The organism is Flavobacterium sp. GSB-24 (genome assembly GCF_027924665.1).
Classification (GTDB): Bacteria; Bacteroidota; Bacteroidia; order Flavobacteriales; family Flavobacteriaceae; genus Flavobacterium.
This window is the reverse complement of record NZ_AP027043.1, coordinates 2175451-2194214: the sequence shown is the minus strand read 5'-3', so window position 1 is coordinate 2194214 and position 18764 is coordinate 2175451. Positions and strand designations below refer to the sequence as shown.

At 33.4% G+C, this 18764-nt stretch carries 11 protein-coding genes; 4 read left to right on the top strand and 7 right to left on the bottom strand.

Features of this window, described 5'->3' with window-relative positions; translation table 11 throughout:
- Positions 1-77: 77 nt before the first annotated feature.
- Both QMG60_RS09620 and QMG60_RS09615 read right to left on the bottom strand, forming a co-directional pair.
- On the bottom strand, positions 78-353 hold the full coding sequence (locus QMG60_RS09620; protein ID WP_281867646.1) for a helix-turn-helix domain-containing protein: 276 nt from the start codon (positions 351-353) through the stop codon (positions 78-80).
- Between the two features lie 16 nt (positions 354-369).
- The gene (locus tag QMG60_RS09615; protein WP_281867645.1) at positions 370-1479 is read right to left on the bottom strand and encodes an NAD(P)-dependent alcohol dehydrogenase; all 1110 of its coding nucleotides are present in this window, start codon (positions 1477-1479) and stop codon (positions 370-372) included.
- Between the two features lie 362 nt (positions 1480-1841).
- Here QMG60_RS09615 and QMG60_RS09610 point away from each other — a divergent pair, with 362 nt between their 5' ends.
- Positions 1842-5633: a hypothetical protein gene (locus QMG60_RS09610; RefSeq protein ID WP_281867644.1), complete on the top strand. Its 3792-nt coding sequence runs from the start codon at positions 1842-1844 to the stop codon at positions 5631-5633.
- A 95-nt stretch (positions 5634-5728) separates the two neighbouring features.
- Here the strand turns inward: QMG60_RS09610 and QMG60_RS09605 are convergent, their stop codons facing one another.
- The gene (locus tag QMG60_RS09605) at positions 5729-7657 is read right to left on the bottom strand and encodes a hypothetical protein (protein ID WP_281867643.1); all 1929 of its coding nucleotides are present in this window, start codon (positions 7655-7657) and stop codon (positions 5729-5731) included.
- A gap of 509 nt (positions 7658-8166) precedes the next feature.
- Complete coding sequence (locus QMG60_RS09600; RefSeq protein ID WP_281867642.1) at positions 8167-8982, bottom strand: hypothetical protein; 816 nt, start codon at positions 8980-8982, stop codon at positions 8167-8169.
- 243 nt (positions 8983-9225) lie between these two features.
- On the opposite strand from QMG60_RS09600, the gene QMG60_RS09595 reads away from it, so the two are divergent.
- Both QMG60_RS09595 and QMG60_RS09590 read left to right on the top strand, forming a co-directional pair.
- The gene (locus QMG60_RS09595) at positions 9226-9531 is read left to right on the top strand and encodes a hypothetical protein (RefSeq protein WP_281867641.1); all 306 of its coding nucleotides are present in this window, start codon (positions 9226-9228) and stop codon (positions 9529-9531) included.
- Positions 9532-9998: 467 nt separating this feature from the next.
- Positions 9999-13763: an SEC-C domain-containing protein gene (locus QMG60_RS09590; protein ID WP_281867640.1), complete on the top strand. Its 3765-nt coding sequence runs from the start codon at positions 9999-10001 to the stop codon at positions 13761-13763.
- Between the two features lie 10 nt (positions 13764-13773).
- Here the strand turns inward: QMG60_RS09590 and QMG60_RS09585 are convergent, their stop codons facing one another.
- Both QMG60_RS09585 and QMG60_RS09580 read right to left on the bottom strand, forming a co-directional pair.
- Positions 13774-14271: a hypothetical protein gene (locus QMG60_RS09585; RefSeq protein ID WP_281867639.1), complete on the bottom strand. Its 498-nt coding sequence runs from the start codon at positions 14269-14271 to the stop codon at positions 13774-13776.
- 17 nt (positions 14272-14288) lie between these two features.
- On the bottom strand, positions 14289-15044 hold the full coding sequence (locus QMG60_RS09580; RefSeq protein WP_281867638.1) for a restriction endonuclease: 756 nt from the start codon (positions 15042-15044) through the stop codon (positions 14289-14291).
- An 815-nt stretch (positions 15045-15859) separates the two neighbouring features.
- Here QMG60_RS09580 and QMG60_RS09575 point away from each other — a divergent pair.
- Entirely contained in the window at positions 15860-17386 is a 1527-nt protein-coding gene (locus QMG60_RS09575; protein ID WP_281867637.1) for a hypothetical protein, read from the top strand.
- A gap of 468 nt (positions 17387-17854) precedes the next feature.
- Here the strand turns inward: QMG60_RS09575 and QMG60_RS09570 are convergent, their stop codons facing one another.
- Positions 17855-18754 (bottom strand): ROK family protein, encoded by a 900-nt coding sequence (locus tag QMG60_RS09570; RefSeq protein WP_281867636.1) that lies wholly within the window; start codon positions 18752-18754, stop codon positions 17855-17857.
- Between the last annotated feature and the right edge of the window lie 10 nt (positions 18755-18764).

Genomic DNA, 18764 nt, shown 5'->3' with positions numbered 1-18764 from the left:
AAACTTGGACTACTTAATAAAAGCAGTCCAAGTTTTTTTTTATGTTAAAATCTTAAAATTCATAAAATGCCTAAAAACTAAAAAGTTTTTAGACACTGCAGAACTTCATTCTTCTTATAATACCGGCGATTCCCCATTCCATAACTCTGCAGTTTCTGCTCTTTAGTCCACTTCCATAAACTTGTTAAACTGATCCTGAGCAAAGCTGCCGTTTCATAGCGGGTTAATAAAATCTCTGGACCTTCTTTATCAGCTGGATATCCAGGTTCAAAAGCCTCTGTTCTGAAAACTTCGCGAATCATTTCTTTTAATTCCTCGGGAGAAATACAATGCAGTAAAATTGACTTTTCCATGACTCAATCACTTTAATTACTTGCCATACTCTCCAATCTTAATTACGGGTTTAATCGTAATTCCCTTTTCTGAATCTTCGATTGCCTTGTTAATATCATCAAAAGAATAGGTTTTAATGAGCTTGTCAAATGGAAATTGCCCGTTTAGATATAAACGAACAAGTGCAGGAATAAAATCATCCGGTACACTATCCCCTTCTACTATACCTTTTATCTGCAAGCCTCTTGCAACAAAAGCATTCATCTCCAATTGTAATGGTAGTTTTGCAACCCCAACAATACCACAGATTCCGTGCGAACGCAGTGCGCTTAAAACACCATTGATCACGTCATTTCGGCCTGTTGTATCAAATCCAAAATCAAATCCGCCAGGAAGAATTTTAAGTAACTCGTCTGCAATATCGCTTTCTCTGCTGTTAATGATATGTGTTGCACCAAGTTCTTTTGCAAATTCAAGGCGCTCGGAATTGATATCAATAGCAACAATAGTGGTCGCGGAACATACTTTTGCCGCCAGAAGAGCCGCTAAACCAACAGCGCCAGCACCTGTAATAATTAAAGACTTACCAGCTGAAACTCCCAACGAATTTATGATTGCTCCTGCTCCTGTCTGTATTCCGCATCCCAATGGTCCTAAAATTTCAAGGGGCGCATCCTTGGGAACCTTAACCACGTTGTTTTCATTGGCAATCGAATAAGTGGCAAATGAAGACTGGGAGAAAAAATTATCATTAACATCAACCGAATCTCCATGGTGGCTGTGGGAGCCATCAAGTCGGCTGCCTCCAAAATTAAGTCCCATAAAATGCTCACAATAGGCCGGTTCTCCGCTTTCGCAATTGATACATTTACCACAATGTCCAAAGGTAAGTACTACGTGATCTCCCTTTTTTACTTTTGTTACAGAACTCCCTACTTCCTCTACAATCCCCGATCCTTCATGTCCGAGAATAACCGGGAAATTTGGTACCCCCATTATATTATCTCGAGCTGCCATATCGGTGTGGCATGTACCGGTTCCTATAATTTTAATCAAAACTTCATCTGCACGGGGTGTCTCTAATTGCATTTTCTGCAAAATAAAATCACCGCCTTTTTCCAGGACGACTGCTGCTGTAATTTCCATATTTTTATTAATTTATACTAATAAAATTATGCGATATAGGGCATTATCTGATGGTAGAAATAGTCCTTTATAGGGTAATTTTAGTCAAGGAATTCAAAGATTTCCAGACTCAATTCTTCAATTTAAAACAAAGAAGTATGGTCAGGCTACACATCATTTCCAGCTTGTCCAAAGGAACATAAGACAAACCTTCTGCAATAAAATGAGAATCTGTCTTTACAATATTTAATTATAGTAAGAGCGATATTCTATAGTAAAACATTAAGAATTTTCAACGCAAAAACAAGCTTTATAAAATGATATTACATAAATTTGACTAAATCAATATCTTATTTGATTAACCAAAATTTAAATGACCCTTTATGAAATTAATTGACAGAGTGGATATAGAATCCTGGGCAAAAAAATATGAAGGAAAAGGATTTTTTCCCTATTTAATTTCAAAACTCGTTTATTTCTCCACGCTTCCTGAGGCTCAAATCAACATACCATCAGGCAGTGCTGTTTTTCTTGGCGGATGGGACGGTATAGTATATTCTGAGGAACAAAGACCATATGTTCCCGGTGGACAATCATTATGGGAATTTGGAACAAATATAAAATTTAAAACAAAAGCTAACGCGGATTATAAGAAGAGAACCGAAGATGCCTTAGGATATGATCCATCACAATGTACCTATGTATTTGTAACACCAATGCTTTGGACACAAAAGGACGAATGGCGAATCGAAAAATTGGCGGAAAATAAATGGAAGGATATCTGGGTTTTTGACGCAGTTGATCTAGAACAATGGCTGGATAAATCCGGTCCTGTTGCAATCTGGTTTGCCAGAGAATTAGAAAAAGCACCTTCAGATGGCGCTCTGGATGCAGAACAATTTTGGGCAGAGTGGTCTATCGGGGATGCGGGACAGCTGGTTTCTAAAATTATTACTTCAGGGCGTGAAAATGCGGTAAATCAGCTTTGTGATTTTTTAAACGGCGCCCCTAATATAATTACTATTCAAGCCAAAACTAAAACAGAGGCAATTGCATTTATTATTGCTGCAGTGGATAGTTTTGAAGAAAATCAAAAACAGCGTTTTTTTTCAAAAACAATGGTTGTCGAAAAAGAAGAAAGTTATAGGACATTATACGTAAATTATACTAAAACAGCATTAAACCTAATACCTAAATTCGATGACAAAAGTCTTTTACAAGCAGCTGTTTCACAGGGCCATCATGTCATGATCCCCGTAGGAGCTGATGATGAGACAAACCACAAGACTATTATACTGCCCACTATAAGCAAAGAAGGCCAGATCGAAGGCTTAGTAGAAATGGGGCTTTCCAAGGAAGACGGTGAACGTTACAGCAGAGAAGCCGGAAGAGATATAAATAAATTAAGAAGGTTATTAAAATTTATTGATAATAGAGCGCCGTGGTTTAAAACTGAGAATATCCGGGAAATTATTCCAGCTCTTATACTTGGCAGATGGAACATATATAATCCTGGAGACTGTGAAATCTTGGAAAAGTTATCTGGTATGCCCTTTGATGATTATATGACAATTCTATATAGATGGAAGGACTTTGAAGACTCTCCTTTACTACAGATCGGCAGCACATGGAGACTAACCTCACCGCTTGATCTCTGGAATAGTGTTTCAAAATACATAACTAAAAATGACCTTAAAATCCTTTCAGAATCATTTGCTTCAGTATTTAATGATATTGGAAACAGCGGCGAAACAGAACTGATAAGCATAACTTATTCATTCAATCCGCCAAAAAGGTATTCCCTTTGGACTCAGGAGGGGCTTGTTCAAACATTAATCATGATTAGTCTGCATGGAGAAAGTATACAATCTGTAATTCATACTAAACCACAAATTTGGGTAGACCAGGTTGTCAACAATTTATTATTCGATGCGGACTCCGACTTATGGAGAAGAACCAATAGAAAGCTTCCACTTATTGCTGAGGCTTCCCCAAAAAGTTTTTTCAAAGCGATACAAAACTCACTGCAAAAAAGTGAACCTGAGATAATGGGGATGTTCAAAACAAATGCTGATTTTCTTGGTGAATCCAGCAGCCACACAGGGCTTCTCTGGGCACTTGAAGGGTTAGCCTGGATGCCTGAATATCTTTTTCAAGCAACAGATATTTTATTAAAATTAGCTCAACTTGATCCTGGAGGAAAACTCAGTAACAGACCAGCAAAAAGCCTCGCCGATATTTACAGACCCAGGTATTTTCAAACTCTTGCGCCAATTCAAGAACGCATGGATATACTAAAAGCCGCCATAAAAAATAATCCGAAAGCAGGCTGGGAATTATTAGGAAAGCTGATGCCGAAAAGTCATGATATGGGCAGTTCTAATAACAAAATGAGATGGCGTCTTTTTGATAAAAATATTACACTCGTTCATTCTCTTCAAGAAGCCCATGCTACATATAATGTGGTATCAGATCTGATGTTGGATTTATTTGATAACAGTGATGAGAAACTCGCTGTTATAATTACACATTCGGCACAAATGACTTCTTACGAAGATTGCGAAAAAATGCTGACTTTTATTGAGACTAATTATGTACATATCCCTAAAAACAGTACGATCTCCAGAGATAAAACAAGGAAAATTCTTAACCTTCACAGATCTTCTCCTGATGCGTACTGGTCATTAAATGAAGAACTTCTTATACGTTATCAGGCGCTATACGATGCTTTGGAACCTGAGGATCTCACGGCAAAATATAAATGGCTTTTTCATGCATACCAAGTATATTTCCCAGAAGGAAGATTAGAGATCGAAGATGATAACCAAGATGAGACTGATTACAACAGTAAAGTACTAAAAGTCCGAACTGAAACCGTAAAAATTTTATCAGCTGAAATTGGAATAGATGGAGTCCTAAAATTAGCCGATACAGCAGAAAGTACACAAATTCTAGCTTTTGTATTATCGAAAACTGAACAGACTGAAAACGAAATAATAAAGATAGTTTCAACATTAAAAAATACGGATTCAAACAAGAAATTCGTAAGTCTTTATATAGGTGCCAAAACAGGCATCAACGGGCTTAAATGGCTTTTTGACCTTTGTTCAAAACTGGAAAATATTAATTTAGAGGACATTGATTTATTTACTCTATTTAGTGAAGTGAAACCTTCACAAGAACTATGGAACTATATTGAAAATAAAAGCGAAAGTTTTAATGAAACATACTGGCGTTCAATCAGCCCTTATTTTTTACGCCTTACGGCAGAAGAAAGCATATTCGCGATAAACAAACTACTGTCGTACAAAAGGTTCACAAGTGTAATCAAAACTGCATATTACCTTAAAAAAGAACTTTCAACTGATATGCTATGTACAATTTTATATAAGACAGCGACCGAAGAATGCCATGATAATTTTCCTCTAGACCCTCATGAAGTTGCAAGTCTTTTTAAAGAAATTAGTAAGCGGGAAGATGGATACAAAGAAACTTTAATAAAATTAGAATGGCACTATCTAACCATACTGAACTCCTATGCTTCGGGATATAAACCAAAATTATTGTTTAATGAACTATCTGAAAATCCACAGTTTTTTGTGGATGTACTCAAATGGGTTTATATGCCTTCTGATGACAAAAATATCGAGCCAGAACACAATAGTGTTCCTAAGGCGACATTACAACACTATGCTCGACAGGGATATGATCTGCTGGATAATTTCAAAAAAATCCCTGGTGTACGATCTGACAATTCAATTGACCGTTCTGAAATAAACCAATGGGTAAATCAAGTCAGGGAGCTTGCTCAAAATGCCGATCGCATTGAAGCTGCCGATAAACACATTGGAAGACTATTGGCTTATTTTTCAGAAGAAAATAAAGACTGCTGGCCACCCGATGAAATTAGTCAAATAATTGAACGTATCAACACAACCAGTTTAAAAGATAACTTTTCAGTGACCGTCACCAATAAAAGAGGTTTTACCTCAAGAAGCCCGTTTGATGGAGGAAACATCGAGAAAAACAATGCAGGGTATTTTCAAAAATTGGCAGATTTACATAAATACCAATATCCTAATCTATCTGAAATTTTTGTCCAAATTTCAGATAACTATCTAAACACCGCGGGACATCATGATAACCAGGCCGAACGTGATCGACTGGATTATTGATGAAACAAAAGGTGCAAAAGAGAATTAATAACTCTAGCAGAAGTCTATTGATCAAAAACAGTCTGGAAAATTAAAAACAGACTGTTCTTGGAAAATCACAAAACTTTTTCTGCATTAATTCTGCTGTTAATAACCAGATCATCTTCGATCTTTAAAACTAGCAGAACAAGTAGCTTCAGCAGTATTTGGTAATCATTCATCTGTTCCTGTTCATCATGGCTGTTAGTGGCGTGGACGTATTTGTTTCTGAGCCAGAGTCCATTTGAAAATCGATTATTAAGATAAAAATTATAATAATCTTTCTCCGCTTTAGAAAATAGTGAGCCTGAAAAACTGACCATTTTCTTTTTTTCCATACTGTCAATTTCATTTCTCATAATCTCCGGATAACACCAATAACTTATAACATCATTGTTGCGCAGAATTCCTATAGTAGTCAGCTGCATTCTATTGAAAGGTTTTAGATAGCCATGGTGGTCAATTTTTAGATAATTTTCATCAACAAATTTCTGTACAAATTCTTTCTTAAAGTCCTTAAAATCATCAATTTTAATGTCCTCCGAACTAATTAAATGAAAAAAAGACCTGTACTTTTTGCCATATTTTTGATAATCAAAGAGAATACTGATTTCCGAAAAGAAATTATGGCTGAGCTTTTGATATTCTTCCCCCGCTGGATACACGTATTTTTTCTTTACCAGAGATGGGATTTTTTCAAAACCTGAAGTTTTTGTAGATACTTGCAAAAGTTCATAGTCTATTAGTCCATCATGTACATACAATCGATATTGTTCTATTAAAGACTCAAATTCTGGTACCAGCAGTCTGATTTTTTCTAAATAAGTGCCCGACGAGCTAGGAAGATAAAGCTTGAAAGTGCTGATGTTAAATTTATGATTTAGGTAATCATTTACATAGTACTGCAACAAATCTTCTACTCTGAGGTCTATAGTGTGTAAAAAATGTTTGTAAATTTCAAATTTTAACGCTCCCTCTAAACTCTTATCTTGAAAATCTAAAGATATAAAAAACTCATTTTTGGACTTCATTAAAATTCTTTCAATAGTGTCAATTCTAGATGACTTTGAAACTAGATCAATACAGCCTTGAAAATCAAGTAAACTAAATACCCTTCTGTAATTTTTAAAAAGCGTTATTTTATCAGTCTTTTCCTTTAATCTTTTTACGCTATAGGACAATACTTTTACACCCTCTTTATAATAAACCGTTGCCATTTCTTCCTGATCTTCACTCAGGCTCGCTCCCCGCCTTATACTGGTGGTATTTTCATGAGTAAATACCTCATCATTTATTTTTTTAGAAAGCCTTTTGGCTTTCAATCTGGTTTTATCACTTATTTTCAAAAATTCAGAATCCTTATTCCTTTCTATTAGCCTTATATAGTTAAGATTTACATTTTCAGTATCAAGATATTTATTAATCAATTCTTCTTTATCGCTGAGGGTAAGAGACTTGGGAAAAAACTTTTCTTTTTGTTCCCCATCATGGCTTGCTTCATAGTAATCCAGAAGATTTTCGGCTGTCTCAAAATTAGTAAACAGGTAAACCCTGATCTTTTCTTCAAAAAACTGTACTACTCTACTACAATAAAGAATATCATCAATATTAAATCTCTCTTTACCAAATATTATTTCCAGATCTTCAGAGGTAATATTCTCATAAACTTTAAATCTGTTAACCAGCAGCCAGAAAGATTCAAGATAATTATAATCAATTTCATTATAAAAGGCGGCAATCTCAGAGGATGTTAGTCCATTAAAAAATATATTAATCTCCCTCTTAAATTCTTTAATCTGTTTTTTATAATTGTCTGTTTCGTTTTCTTTCCAGCTTGCATAAACAAATCCATTATCAATATATTCAACAATATGATGAAGTTCCAGAATATCATTGATCGATACTGAACGCAAAGGGCTCTGATAATTTTTTAAAAATTCATTTATTTTTTCCATCATGGGAATAGATGTGAGATCATCTTTTGAGAAAAAAACTATTCTATTCATAAGCGAAGATGTGACTATATTAAATTTTATTTAGTGCTTTTAGATTTCAAAAGACATACTTTTATTCTTCTCAGTAATTTACTAATTACAAAACAGCCGAAACTTAAGGGGTTTTATTTTGTAGTGTTCATTAAAAATTAGCTCATACTAAATTAATTAAGAGATTTTATCACTAACAAAACCTCTATTATCATCGTTTATAAAAAAAACAAACTGAAGGCTAAGGATAGCTAAAATAATATTCTTTCATATTGATAAATAATAAAATTTGGACCTTTATCAAAAACAAACTTTAAAAAAAATTTGTACAAAAATAAATAATAAAAAATACTCAATTTTACGGTTTTCCATAATTCCAGCATCTTCATATAAAATTACATGCTTTCAAAAATTATTCAACTTTTTATAGAACACAAAATTTTAAATTAAACTCGTGTCTAATTAGTAAACATTTAATATAGCTACTCTGAATAATATTATTTACATATATTTATTAAAAATGAAAAATATTACCTGACTCTTAAAATCTTCGATTCAGGAAAATTAACATCAAGATGCTTCCTTATAATGCCAGTAATAACATCAATACGAGTTCCAACAATTACACTTCTATTTTTAATTGGCCAATCTGTCATTATTGCTGTTAATTTAGGTTTTATAATTCCCGTAGATAAATCTCGAGGATCTGTAAACCAAAGACCACAACCGCTTATACCATGTAAATCCGGACCAGTTCCAAAAGTATTATTTTTGCTGTTAAAGGCATTTTTTTTATTATAAGATGTAACAACATTAACAGCAGGATTTCGATCAAACTTTAAATAATCTTCATTCTTTTCAGGTGTACTAAAATGGAAAAAGGTCGTTGAATTGAAAATGTTTGTATTCCATAATATTTTTGATCTTGTGGAAGGGTGACCCAGGAATGTATAATATTCTTCATTTTGGAATATATGATTTATAGCTAAATCTTCAGCCTGCAAAAAATTATATCTTTTCAGAAGGTTTGAAACACAATAATCATCTAATTTCATAACAGCTACATCAACTCCATCTCTATCTCTATTTGCTTCATTATTATAAAAGGTTGTTCCTCCTGGTTTAATTATTTCATAGTCTCTTGATAAAGGAATAAATAACTCTCTATACCTATCAAAAACATGAGAAGCTGAAATAAGAAAATAGTGGTCTTGAATCTGAATAAAAACCCCTGTTCCATGAACTTTATAATTAGAAGTATTGGTCAGAAGCATACATGTGCAACTGCTTATTGCGTTTAAACTCAATAATTGCAGGCTCCGGTATTTTTCAGCTAATGTTTCCATAAATTAAAAATAATTATAAACTTCCTTTTTGCCTACTATTTTTTTACATCTTTATTATAATACATTTTTTATCATTTTCATTCCTATATTTCAAAGCCAAACCCAATGGCACATGAGAGAATGTCACCGGAGTGGAATTGATAACTTTTTTGCTTCAGAAAGTTAAGGTTCAGTGATCAATACCTTATTAACTCAGTGCTTGTAATCCTCTCATAAATAGTCATTGTTGAAATGCATTAAAAAATGATTGCAATTCTAACGTCTCAAAGTGCCCACAACAATGGTAAACATTATCATTTTGCTTACTTTTGCCTTATGAATCACGAAGAAATAAAACGCTATTTTGAAACTAATCCTCCTCCAGAGGTAGTGGAATGGAAACCATGGGCAAAAATTAGTAATACACAAGTTTTCTTAAACAGTTGCTACACAGCTATACGTAATTTTAACGGCCCCCTAGAGATGTGCCCCGCCTGGTGGCATTTAAAGGATTTTTACCAACATATAAAACGTAACCTTTCCGATACTGGTCCCTCACAACCGGAATAAAATAACAAATTACTCAATTAATTATCAAAGGCCCATTAAATATTTTTAATGTGCTCTTTATTTTTTTGTTTGTAATTAAAATCATTTACTTCTTCCAACATGGTAACAATTATAATAAGTATATTAAGATCTAAAAAGTATTTTAAAGTATACCACCTAAAATTCCATTATTAAAAAATTGGAATACCTAAAGCAACTAAAAATCAACATTTAAGAGAATTCTCTAATATGTTAAATTTTAATATATTTACATTACTTATCGATATTGAAATGAGAATTTGTTAACTTGTGCATACCGAATTAATCGTCGTATCGATATTCTCATAAGGATTAAAAGGCCCAACAAAAACAGGATAATCAAAAAGCAGCATTAATAATCCCCCTTTAAAAAATGGCTTTAGAAACTAAATTGTAGTCTTTTGAAAGATGTCAGGGTTGGAAAAAATTTTAATAATTGAATAGTTTAAATGGGAGAATTACAAAGAAATGACATTTGCCATTGCGGCAGTGGAAAAAAATATAAGTATTGTCATTTAAACAAAAAAGAAGATGTTGCACGACCAGCTAAGGAATCAAAACATATCGATTTCGCCGAACTCTTGCAACAAAAAAATCCACTGCAAATATTAGGTCTGCTCGCTGTATTGCAACTGGAGCCAGAAAACCATGGTAAAAATTTCAGGTTTGAGCAAATGGCAAGGAAAATCCTTCTTCAAGTGAAAGAAAATGATAGTAGACCAATCGCCACTTGGGGAACGCTGCAAGAAGCGATAGAAAACCATACAGAAGGAGTAGAAAATGAAAATGCTCCAAATTGCGCTTTTACTGAAAATGCAATCTTTGAAGAAGGAAACTACACAGTTTATCCTGGAATACATGACGGCTTTACCGGAGTTCTGAATGAGCTCACAGAATGCATATTTCTTCAGAGGAACGAACTAGATAAAGAATTTATCAAGCAAATCAGGGATGCGGTAGGACTGCTATTGTTCATGAGCCAAAATGTAGCTACTGATGCTGGACATATTCCTTTTCAATACGAAAAAAGTACACATAAAAATATCAGATTATCTCAACATGATAAAGCTTCTGAGCTAATACAAGCATTATATTTTTCTAAAGATTATATTTCTAAAATATGTGAACTTCATCAATATGATAAAGCTACCATTGACGCCTTTATTCTAAAGCCGGCTAGCTCAGAACTAAATGACGATAATCCTGACAATAATGTTGTAAATATTAAGCCATTGATTGAAGTGGATGATTCTTTTCTTCTATATATGCCAACATCGATTGTTCACTCACTGGTCCAGTTCATATTTGCAAGTGCGAAAAAACATGATTGTTATGAAGAAGTAGAAAGCTTGCTACATACCCGACAATTTGATATTACCTGCAGAAATTTATCAGTCACAGGCTGGCTGGAAACAGATATTACTTTACCACAAACAAATATAGCTATTAGAGAGGCTGTATTTCAATTTGACAATCAAAAACTAGCATACGTCTGCTACATAGAACGCGCTGCGGCTTCCAATGCAAATTCACTTGAGCAAAGAGCACAAGAAGTAGTTGCTTACTTAAAATCACTAAATACAAATCAGAACTTTGATATCTTTTGCCTTTATGTTACCGCTGAAGCTTCAGAAGAATTTAGCTTTTTACCAGTTCAATCTCAACTCGACTATCAATGTTTAGCTATTCGCTATAGAGAACTTAATACCATTTTAACTGACAAAGATACCAATGTATTATCATTGTGGAAATTTGCCAAATGCTACAATTGGACCAGTGCGCAATTCGAAATCTTTACCCTTGGCGGAATTTTGGATATCTATGCAATATATAAAGCAAATAATTATAGTTTACTGGATTCTGATAACATTAATCCTTTCGGAGGATTGATGACCATTCTAAACGGAGGGGCTGCCGATTTTGCTATGGATGTACAAAAACAGCAGAATCTACATGCAGTTCGTATATTTGCTACGGGTCAAATTGGTTATGCAAAAGTATCAAGATACCGAGAATATGCCCCCATTTATATAGAAAGGGAAGTAAGTACAAATTTCCGTATTGTAATAGAAGGCTTTAAGATGCCAATATGGATAACCAATACCCAAACTAGGGCATATGAAGAAAGTTGGGCGACCGATACCTGCGAAGCTGTAGCTTTTTGGCTGTATAAAATGCATAATCTACTTGCGCCGTATTTAGCCGAACTTAATCTTGTGCAGTTTGAAATTGAAATTGTAGCAGACAGCAGAATAGCAAACGGTCAGGATTTCGAAGTTAAGGTAGTAGACAGTGGAAGCATAAAACTTACTCATGAAATCGTACCTCCTGTCCTAAAAATTGGAATACCATTTGAATTCATGTATAGCCTAACGCTACCTGATAATACTGCTGATAAGATTTTAATGCGCTCGGTATTGGATGGCATGGTTCTTTATATAGAAGCTGCAGGTAAAAGCACAAGCCTTAGCCCGGAAATAATTGACCAAATCATCGACGAAACTTTGAGTCCTTCACAAGCAAAAATGTTACTGTTCAGTGATGTATCTCGAAATGTTAGAATGGATGATAGACGCCTGCCAAGGCTTCGGTATTTAGACGACGCAGATATTTCTCATATATTGGATAACCTGAAAGGATATCTCCCGGAAGGATATGAGATTCCTGAAACTATAGCAGACATTGCTGGAAAAATAAAGCTTTGTGACGATATAGTTACCGCACTAATTGTCCAAATAACTTCAAAACTAGCTGTATTTGATGGAAAAGCCTTGCTAAGATGGCTTATACCCTTTAATGAAAAATGTATCCAAATAAAAGAATTCAAGGAAATTCTGCTCCCAGCCAAAATTGCTTGTTTCAGTGATGAGGAAAATGAAAGAAAAAGATTGAGTAGTAAAGGACAAAACCTTATTACCACTGCCCATGCAATCAGGACACTCATAGAATTTGTGGCATTAAAAATTCCAAATGGCGATAAATGGCCTAACCTCGACGACACTGACGAACTATTAGCACTAGTCAATCAGATCACGCAATGGGGATCGCTAAGTGAAGCAATACGTGCTAAGATCGACAATCCTCAAATGGGTTTATTACCATCTGGGCGTATCGGTACAGAAAAAACAATGGAAAGAGAAGCTTTTACTCCTTACGCAATTGCGAAGAATGAAAGTGAGATATTCAGGTTTATTGAAGGTTTCGATGCAAAATATGTAAATGAAATAAAGTCTGGACCTGCAATCGAAACCGAAGATTCGAAGGCACTTGATCTCGCGTTTAGCGTTGAATTTGGAATTTCACTTACCACCCTATCAAAAATTATAGGTGCGTTAGTACATGAAGGCTTTTCCAAAGGCGATCCTTGCATAATTTTGGAAGAAAGACATTGCATTGAAATATTAAAAAAAATTGAGAATATAACCGCTGACGAAATTACCACCGCTCTTGCCCTTCTTTCTCTGTTGGAAAGAGATACTATAGGTGCTCCTCCAGCAGGATATACCGGACAGGATATTTTTCCATGGAGATACAACCGTCCTATCTCTTATTTACGAAGACCTTTGGTCAAAGTAAATGAAGAAACTGGAATCTTCTATTATTATGGCTACCGCCATCTTGTGCAATTTGCAGATAATTTGCTATACTTGCTTTATACAAGCAAGCTTCCCAATCCAAAAACTGCATTGATGAAATCATGGCTGGCTGGTATTTCAGGCGAAAAAGGAAGTCCCTTCAGAAATCAAGTCAAGGAATGGTTTGAAAAAGAGACCACTTTTGAGATAGTTCCCTATGAGATTAAAATGAACAAAGATGTAACTGATCTTCATCTTAAGACTGATAAGGCCTATGGAGACATAGATCTTCTGGTAATTGACCACAACAAAAAAGTCGTATATCCTATTGAATGCAAGAATATAACGGGAGGAAGAAATGTTCATGAAATGAAAGTTGAAATGGACGATTATCTAGGCAGAGATGGTAATGACAAAAAAGCCAAGATGAGAAAGCATAATGATCGCCATAAATGGCTACTACAAAATAAATCTTCATTGGTGAAGTTTGTAGCGGATATAGATAGCTATGATATTAAGTCTTTTATACTGACTGCTGACGAAATACCTCTTTCATACATATCAAGGAATAGCTTGCCATTGCCAGTAAAATCATTTGTCTTTCTTAGAAAAAAAGGAATATCCTATTTGGAGGAATAGCACCATATTGTCATTCAGAAACCGGAAATTTTAAAAACAAACCCAAATCACCGTTATGTATTGTACTTTTCCAAACGTTACCGAATTGCTTAAAACCATTTCGCTCTAAAATTCGAAGCATAGAATTATCCTTTCGAAGTTCTGTTGATGCCATTAAATTAATTTCAGGTAGTTTTCCTATAAGCTTTTCCACAATCGAAGAAGAATAGCCCTTACCTATATGGTCAGGATCAGTGTAACAATATCCGATTTCCCAGCGAAAATTTACGCTTAAATGAGGAAGGTCTGCTTTAGCTGGGTCAAAATCACTATTGGTTTTAGGCTTAGTCGCTCCGATGGAAACTATTTCATCACCGACCATACACACTGACAAATATTTACATCTATATAATTTCTCTATTGAAGGATTCCTGACTTTGTCCTGCTTAGTTAGCAAGTTAATAAAGATCTGTAGCTCACTGTTTGAAAATGATTCTGGAATATCTGTCTTATAAGTTGTAATTGCCATTGTCAAGTATTATTGGATTACTGTTGTATCTCAGAATATTTCTTGTCAAGTATTCTAAAATCGTCAATTAAAGGTTTTGCATAGGTTTTCAGTTTCCATAATAGCTCCTCATAACCTGTTTCGTTTAAAACTTCATTAGGCAAATATCCATAGTATTCACTACTATAGAGATTTTCACATAAAGGTAGCTTTGGAATAATAAAATTCATGCCTATTTTACCAAATATCGGATATGGAAAATGAGATTTTACTTCATCAATTTCTTCCAATTTATTTTTTAAATCGTTATAAAAACTTCGATCTTCAGGCGTCAAATCATCAAACCAATCAACCCAATCATAGTCAACATCAAGATAAGTAAATTCTGATAATGCTCGGCAAAAATAACTTGAATACCAACTATTAAAAAATATGCCTTGGAATTTTTCCCAAGTAAGAAGCTCTACATTTGTTTTTTCAGCTGCAGCAACTGCCCCAATTTGAAAATCGCTGGTTGTTACAATATAACCGATATTACAACCTAAATCATTTATCACAGTTCTAAAACCATGAATCACAGTTTGTGGAATATTGGATTTCCAATATTTACATTCACATACGATAGAATACTGCCTGCCATCTATGACTTCTTCAGCGTAAACATCAACTTCAACCTTGCCACGTGCACTGGTTAGCGTTTTTTCGATATCAGTTTTGAAGCCACATTGCTGTAAAATTGCACCAACCTTAATTTGTAAATCTCTCCATGTTTCGGGAGTTTGAGTGGTTATCATTCTATTCAGTTTATTGCAAAAATACGAAAAAAATACCTCCGTTAATATTTCCAATAAATTGTCATTAAAACTACAGCAGTGCCTTACAAATATGAAAATAAATTCGAAGAATGAAACTCGGGTAAAATTAAGTATAGTAATTGAAATCGATTATACAAGTAATGAGAATATTCCCGGAGTCAATATTATTTAATTATAATAAAATTGCTTCTTCTCCCAAACAAATTAGTCACTGCAGATTATTGCAAGAATAATTCGTCAATAAAATTCATTACAAAATTATGATTAGTTTGAAAATAGTTCGAAAAAAGCTCATATTTACTAACTATTTTACAGACAGCTAAAGCAATTTCAATTTAGTAAGTAGAGATTTTGAAGAATAGGGAAATGTATTATTAAAAAATGATCGCTTTTCCTAAAAATAATCTATACCACAGACAACTTTGTGATAAAGGTAAATTATATAATTTAATGAATAGTAATAAATCTGTGAACTTTGTGCTGCCCAACCTTAAAAGTAATAACTTTAAAGTTCGGAAAGGTATTCTTCTTCATAAACTAAATTTTTAATTGTGTAAAGATTTAAAATGAATCCGAAAAGCGAAATCAGAAACCAAATTTATAATGTACAGTTCTTATATTCATAATTTGTAGTATTTTTTCATTAAATAACTCCATTGAGTTTTGTTATCTAAATTAGAATACTTTTTTTTGTGATATCTTACTTAAAACATTTTCAACAATTTTAACAATGAAATTGTAATCGAAGTAAAGACAGTTAATTTTTCTATTTAAATCGTTATAATTTACTAACAATGAAAATGTTTACGGGAGTATTAAAAGAGCAGGAATTATCGTCATTTTACAATAGTGCTATTAAATATAATATTAATCAATTAAATAATCTAATTGCAGAATATGATGCTGTTTCACTATTTGAAAATTGGCGTTTGCTAATCCAGTCAATTGATGAATTTATTAATATTGCCTATGAATTAAAAAACCCGATTAATAGACTTAAATATCTATCGCTTAATTTAGATTTTACCAATAGACAAAATTTGGTAAAATTGGGAGAACTTCGTTCCATAATAGAGAACACTTTTGATATTGAAATATGGAACAGATTTAAAAATATGGCAATAATGCTGGGAAGTATTGATAAAACCTTTCAAGATCAGAAAATTTGGAATGATTTCGGAAATGAATTTAATACATCTACCGTTGCCAAGAGTATACTTTATTTACAATCAAGACGACTATATTATTTAGCATTTTTAAATTTGATTCCTAAAGTTGCCAAAGGTAAAAGAAAACTTGATTTTATTAATTTGCTAAGTGACTTTCAGTACTATATTGATCATTTTATGGTTGGTGTTACTTCAGCACATTTTGGCTTGATTTTAAATCATTGCTATGATGATTATGAGCTTAAAAGTGATGGCAGTGTCGCAAAAGCGAATTATGAGTTTAAGCATTTGGACTCTTTTTTTTTAGATCCCCAAAGACTTTCGCTTGCTGATCAGATAGAGTTACGACCTGAGCCCCTAATAGTAAGGCAAAATCTTGGAAAATCTACATCAAAAATTTTTTCTTTTAGCGAAATTGCAAATTGCATGATGCAATTTGAAGATTATTTTAAAAAATATAAGGTCGAAACCTTAACGGAATTCAATGAAATAAATTTATTATTATGCGACTTAGCTCCAAGTTTAATAAATGATTTTGACTTTGAAATTAGTAATACTCGTTTCGAGGAAATTTCAAGTAAGTACAAATCACTTTGTTTATTTAATAATTCGCAGGAATATTTTGAAACATTAAACTCCCCTGCTCCATTTCAACGAATTGAAAACCAATATTACTCGACTGTCGTTTTACTTATGAGATTTGTCTATAGGACTATTTATTCGTCTCTTCTTAAAAACAGAAGATTTCAGGTGCATTCTGGTTTTATTTTTGAGTCTCGAGTATCGCAAATACTTAATGAAAAAGGATATTTAAATTCTGGTATTACACGAATAAACCGAAAAGAATTTGACGTCGTGACGGTGAAAAAAGATAAAATTTTCAATTTTCAATGCAAAAATAATTTCGTTGAAATATCTGACATTAGTCAGGACTATAAAAAAATGTCTCAGTTAAATTCTCTACTTGTAAATTACTATGAAAGATCTCTGTTAAAAGAAAAGTCGAGAGAGCTGCTATTATTAGAAAAATTAGAAAAAACTGAAATTGAACATTTTGTAGTTACTCGTTTTCCAGTTATTTCTGAAAATCCAAATATTATAAATTTTAATAATTTGAATTCATGGTTCACAGAAGCAGATGACGAAAATTAATAAGAACTTAAAATTAGCACTAATATTTTTACAAAAATAACCGCAATGCATTTATACTACCTTAATTAGTTTTTTTATATTGATAGTTTCACTGAATTTACAAAGACCCGTTTTCTCGATATTTTCCAGCCATTTCTCGATTTTTTTTCCTACATTTGCAGAGGTTAATAAACCCAAGAATTTTAAGAGTGCCCTATTAGTGCCCTGCTTTTTTTGACATAACATTACGCCCAGTGTTTACTGGGGCTTACGATACAGGTGGCGGAGCCTCTTTCTCCGCCAGCAGAAGTTTCAAAAGAAACTCTAAAAGTTAAATCCTTTAAATCTTACGATTTAAAGGATTTTTTTATTGCTTTTGAAAATATGCTGTTTCCACAGAACTGACAAAACTTTTACAAAGGCAACCTAAAAAGCTTTAAAACAACTGTAAAACAAAAACGGATGAGTTTTACCTCATCCGTTTTTATTTTAATCACAAAGAAAACTGACTGCTCCTAATAAGGCTGCAACTTCATTGTCATTTGAAATGGAAACCTCAATTTTAAAACCAGATTCCTGAATTATTTTATTAAAGGAATGCAAAAACAAATCGCTTGCATTGGCTATTTTTCCACCAATAATAATATGATCTGCTGTAAAGTTGGCAATCCATGGAATTGCGACTGTTGCTAAGTCCTCTCCCATTCTTTCAAATACCTGAATTGCCTGCTTATCTCCATTTTTCGCTAGATTGTAAAGTTCTAAACCATTATTAAGATCGCTACCACTTAATGATTTGTAATGTGATAAAAGACCTCTAACTGAAACATAATCTTCTGCAATTCCATCTTTATAAGATAAATTGTATATTTCGCCATCAGCGGGAACAGAATTACCCGAACTTATTGATGCTCCTTTGTCAATAAAACAAGCTCCTAATCCTGTGCCTAATGTTACAGCCATTACTTTTTTAGAAAGATTTTCCTGTTGTTTAAAAACTTCTCCTTTTCCAAAACAAACAGCGTCATTTTCAAAAAGAATTGGAAAATTTGCAGGAAAATCTAAAGTTTCTAAAAGCAATTCTCGAATGTTTAATCCGTAAAAATGTTCGTATTTAGACTGATCTTTAATCCAGCAAATGCCATTTTTATAATCAAATGGTCCAGGCATGCAAATTGCAATTCCTGCGATATCTTTAATTTTAGAATTTTCTATTGCGGTGTGAATTACTTTTTTCCAAATGCTCATAACCTCATCTGCAGGTCTATTCGAATCGAAAGATTCTTTACAGAGAGAAAAATCAAGAACCTTCATCTCTGTTTTATTAATAACCGCAGCTGTGATATGCGTTCCTCCTATATCCAGCCCAATGGCGTGTGATGTATTCATTTTTAATTAT

What these genes read in the sequence shown, in the direction of transcription:
- QMG60_RS09620 (WP_281867646.1), bottom strand. Translation starts at nt 353, where the DNA reads ATGGAAAAGTCAATTTTACTGCATTGTATTTCTCCCGAGGAATTAAAA.
- QMG60_RS09615 (WP_281867645.1), bottom strand. Translation starts at nt 1,479, where the DNA reads ATGGAAATTACAGCAGCAGTCGTCCTGGAAAAAGGCGGTGATTTTATT.
- QMG60_RS09610 (WP_281867644.1), top strand. Translation starts at nt 1,842, where the DNA reads ATGAAATTAATTGACAGAGTGGATATAGAATCCTGGGCAAAAAAATAT.
- QMG60_RS09605 (WP_281867643.1), bottom strand. Translation starts at nt 7,657, where the DNA reads ATGAATAGAATAGTTTTTTTCTCAAAAGATGATCTCACATCTATTCCC.
- QMG60_RS09600 (WP_281867642.1), bottom strand. Translation starts at nt 8,982, where the DNA reads ATGGAAACATTAGCTGAAAAATACCGGAGCCTGCAATTATTGAGTTTA.
- QMG60_RS09595 (WP_281867641.1), top strand. Translation starts at nt 9,226, where the DNA reads ATGATTGCAATTCTAACGTCTCAAAGTGCCCACAACAATGGTAAACAT.
- QMG60_RS09590 (WP_281867640.1), top strand. Translation starts at nt 9,999, where the DNA reads ATGGGAGAATTACAAAGAAATGACATTTGCCATTGCGGCAGTGGAAAA.
- QMG60_RS09585 (WP_281867639.1), bottom strand. Translation starts at nt 14,271, where the DNA reads ATGGCAATTACAACTTATAAGACAGATATTCCAGAATCATTTTCAAAC.
- QMG60_RS09580 (WP_281867638.1), bottom strand. Translation starts at nt 15,044, where the DNA reads ATGATAACCACTCAAACTCCCGAAACATGGAGAGATTTACAAATTAAG.
- QMG60_RS09575 (WP_281867637.1), top strand. Translation starts at nt 15,860, where the DNA reads ATGAAAATGTTTACGGGAGTATTAAAAGAGCAGGAATTATCGTCATTT.
- QMG60_RS09570 (WP_281867636.1), bottom strand. Translation starts at nt 18,754, where the DNA reads ATGAATACATCACACGCCATTGGGCTGGATATAGGAGGAACGCATATC.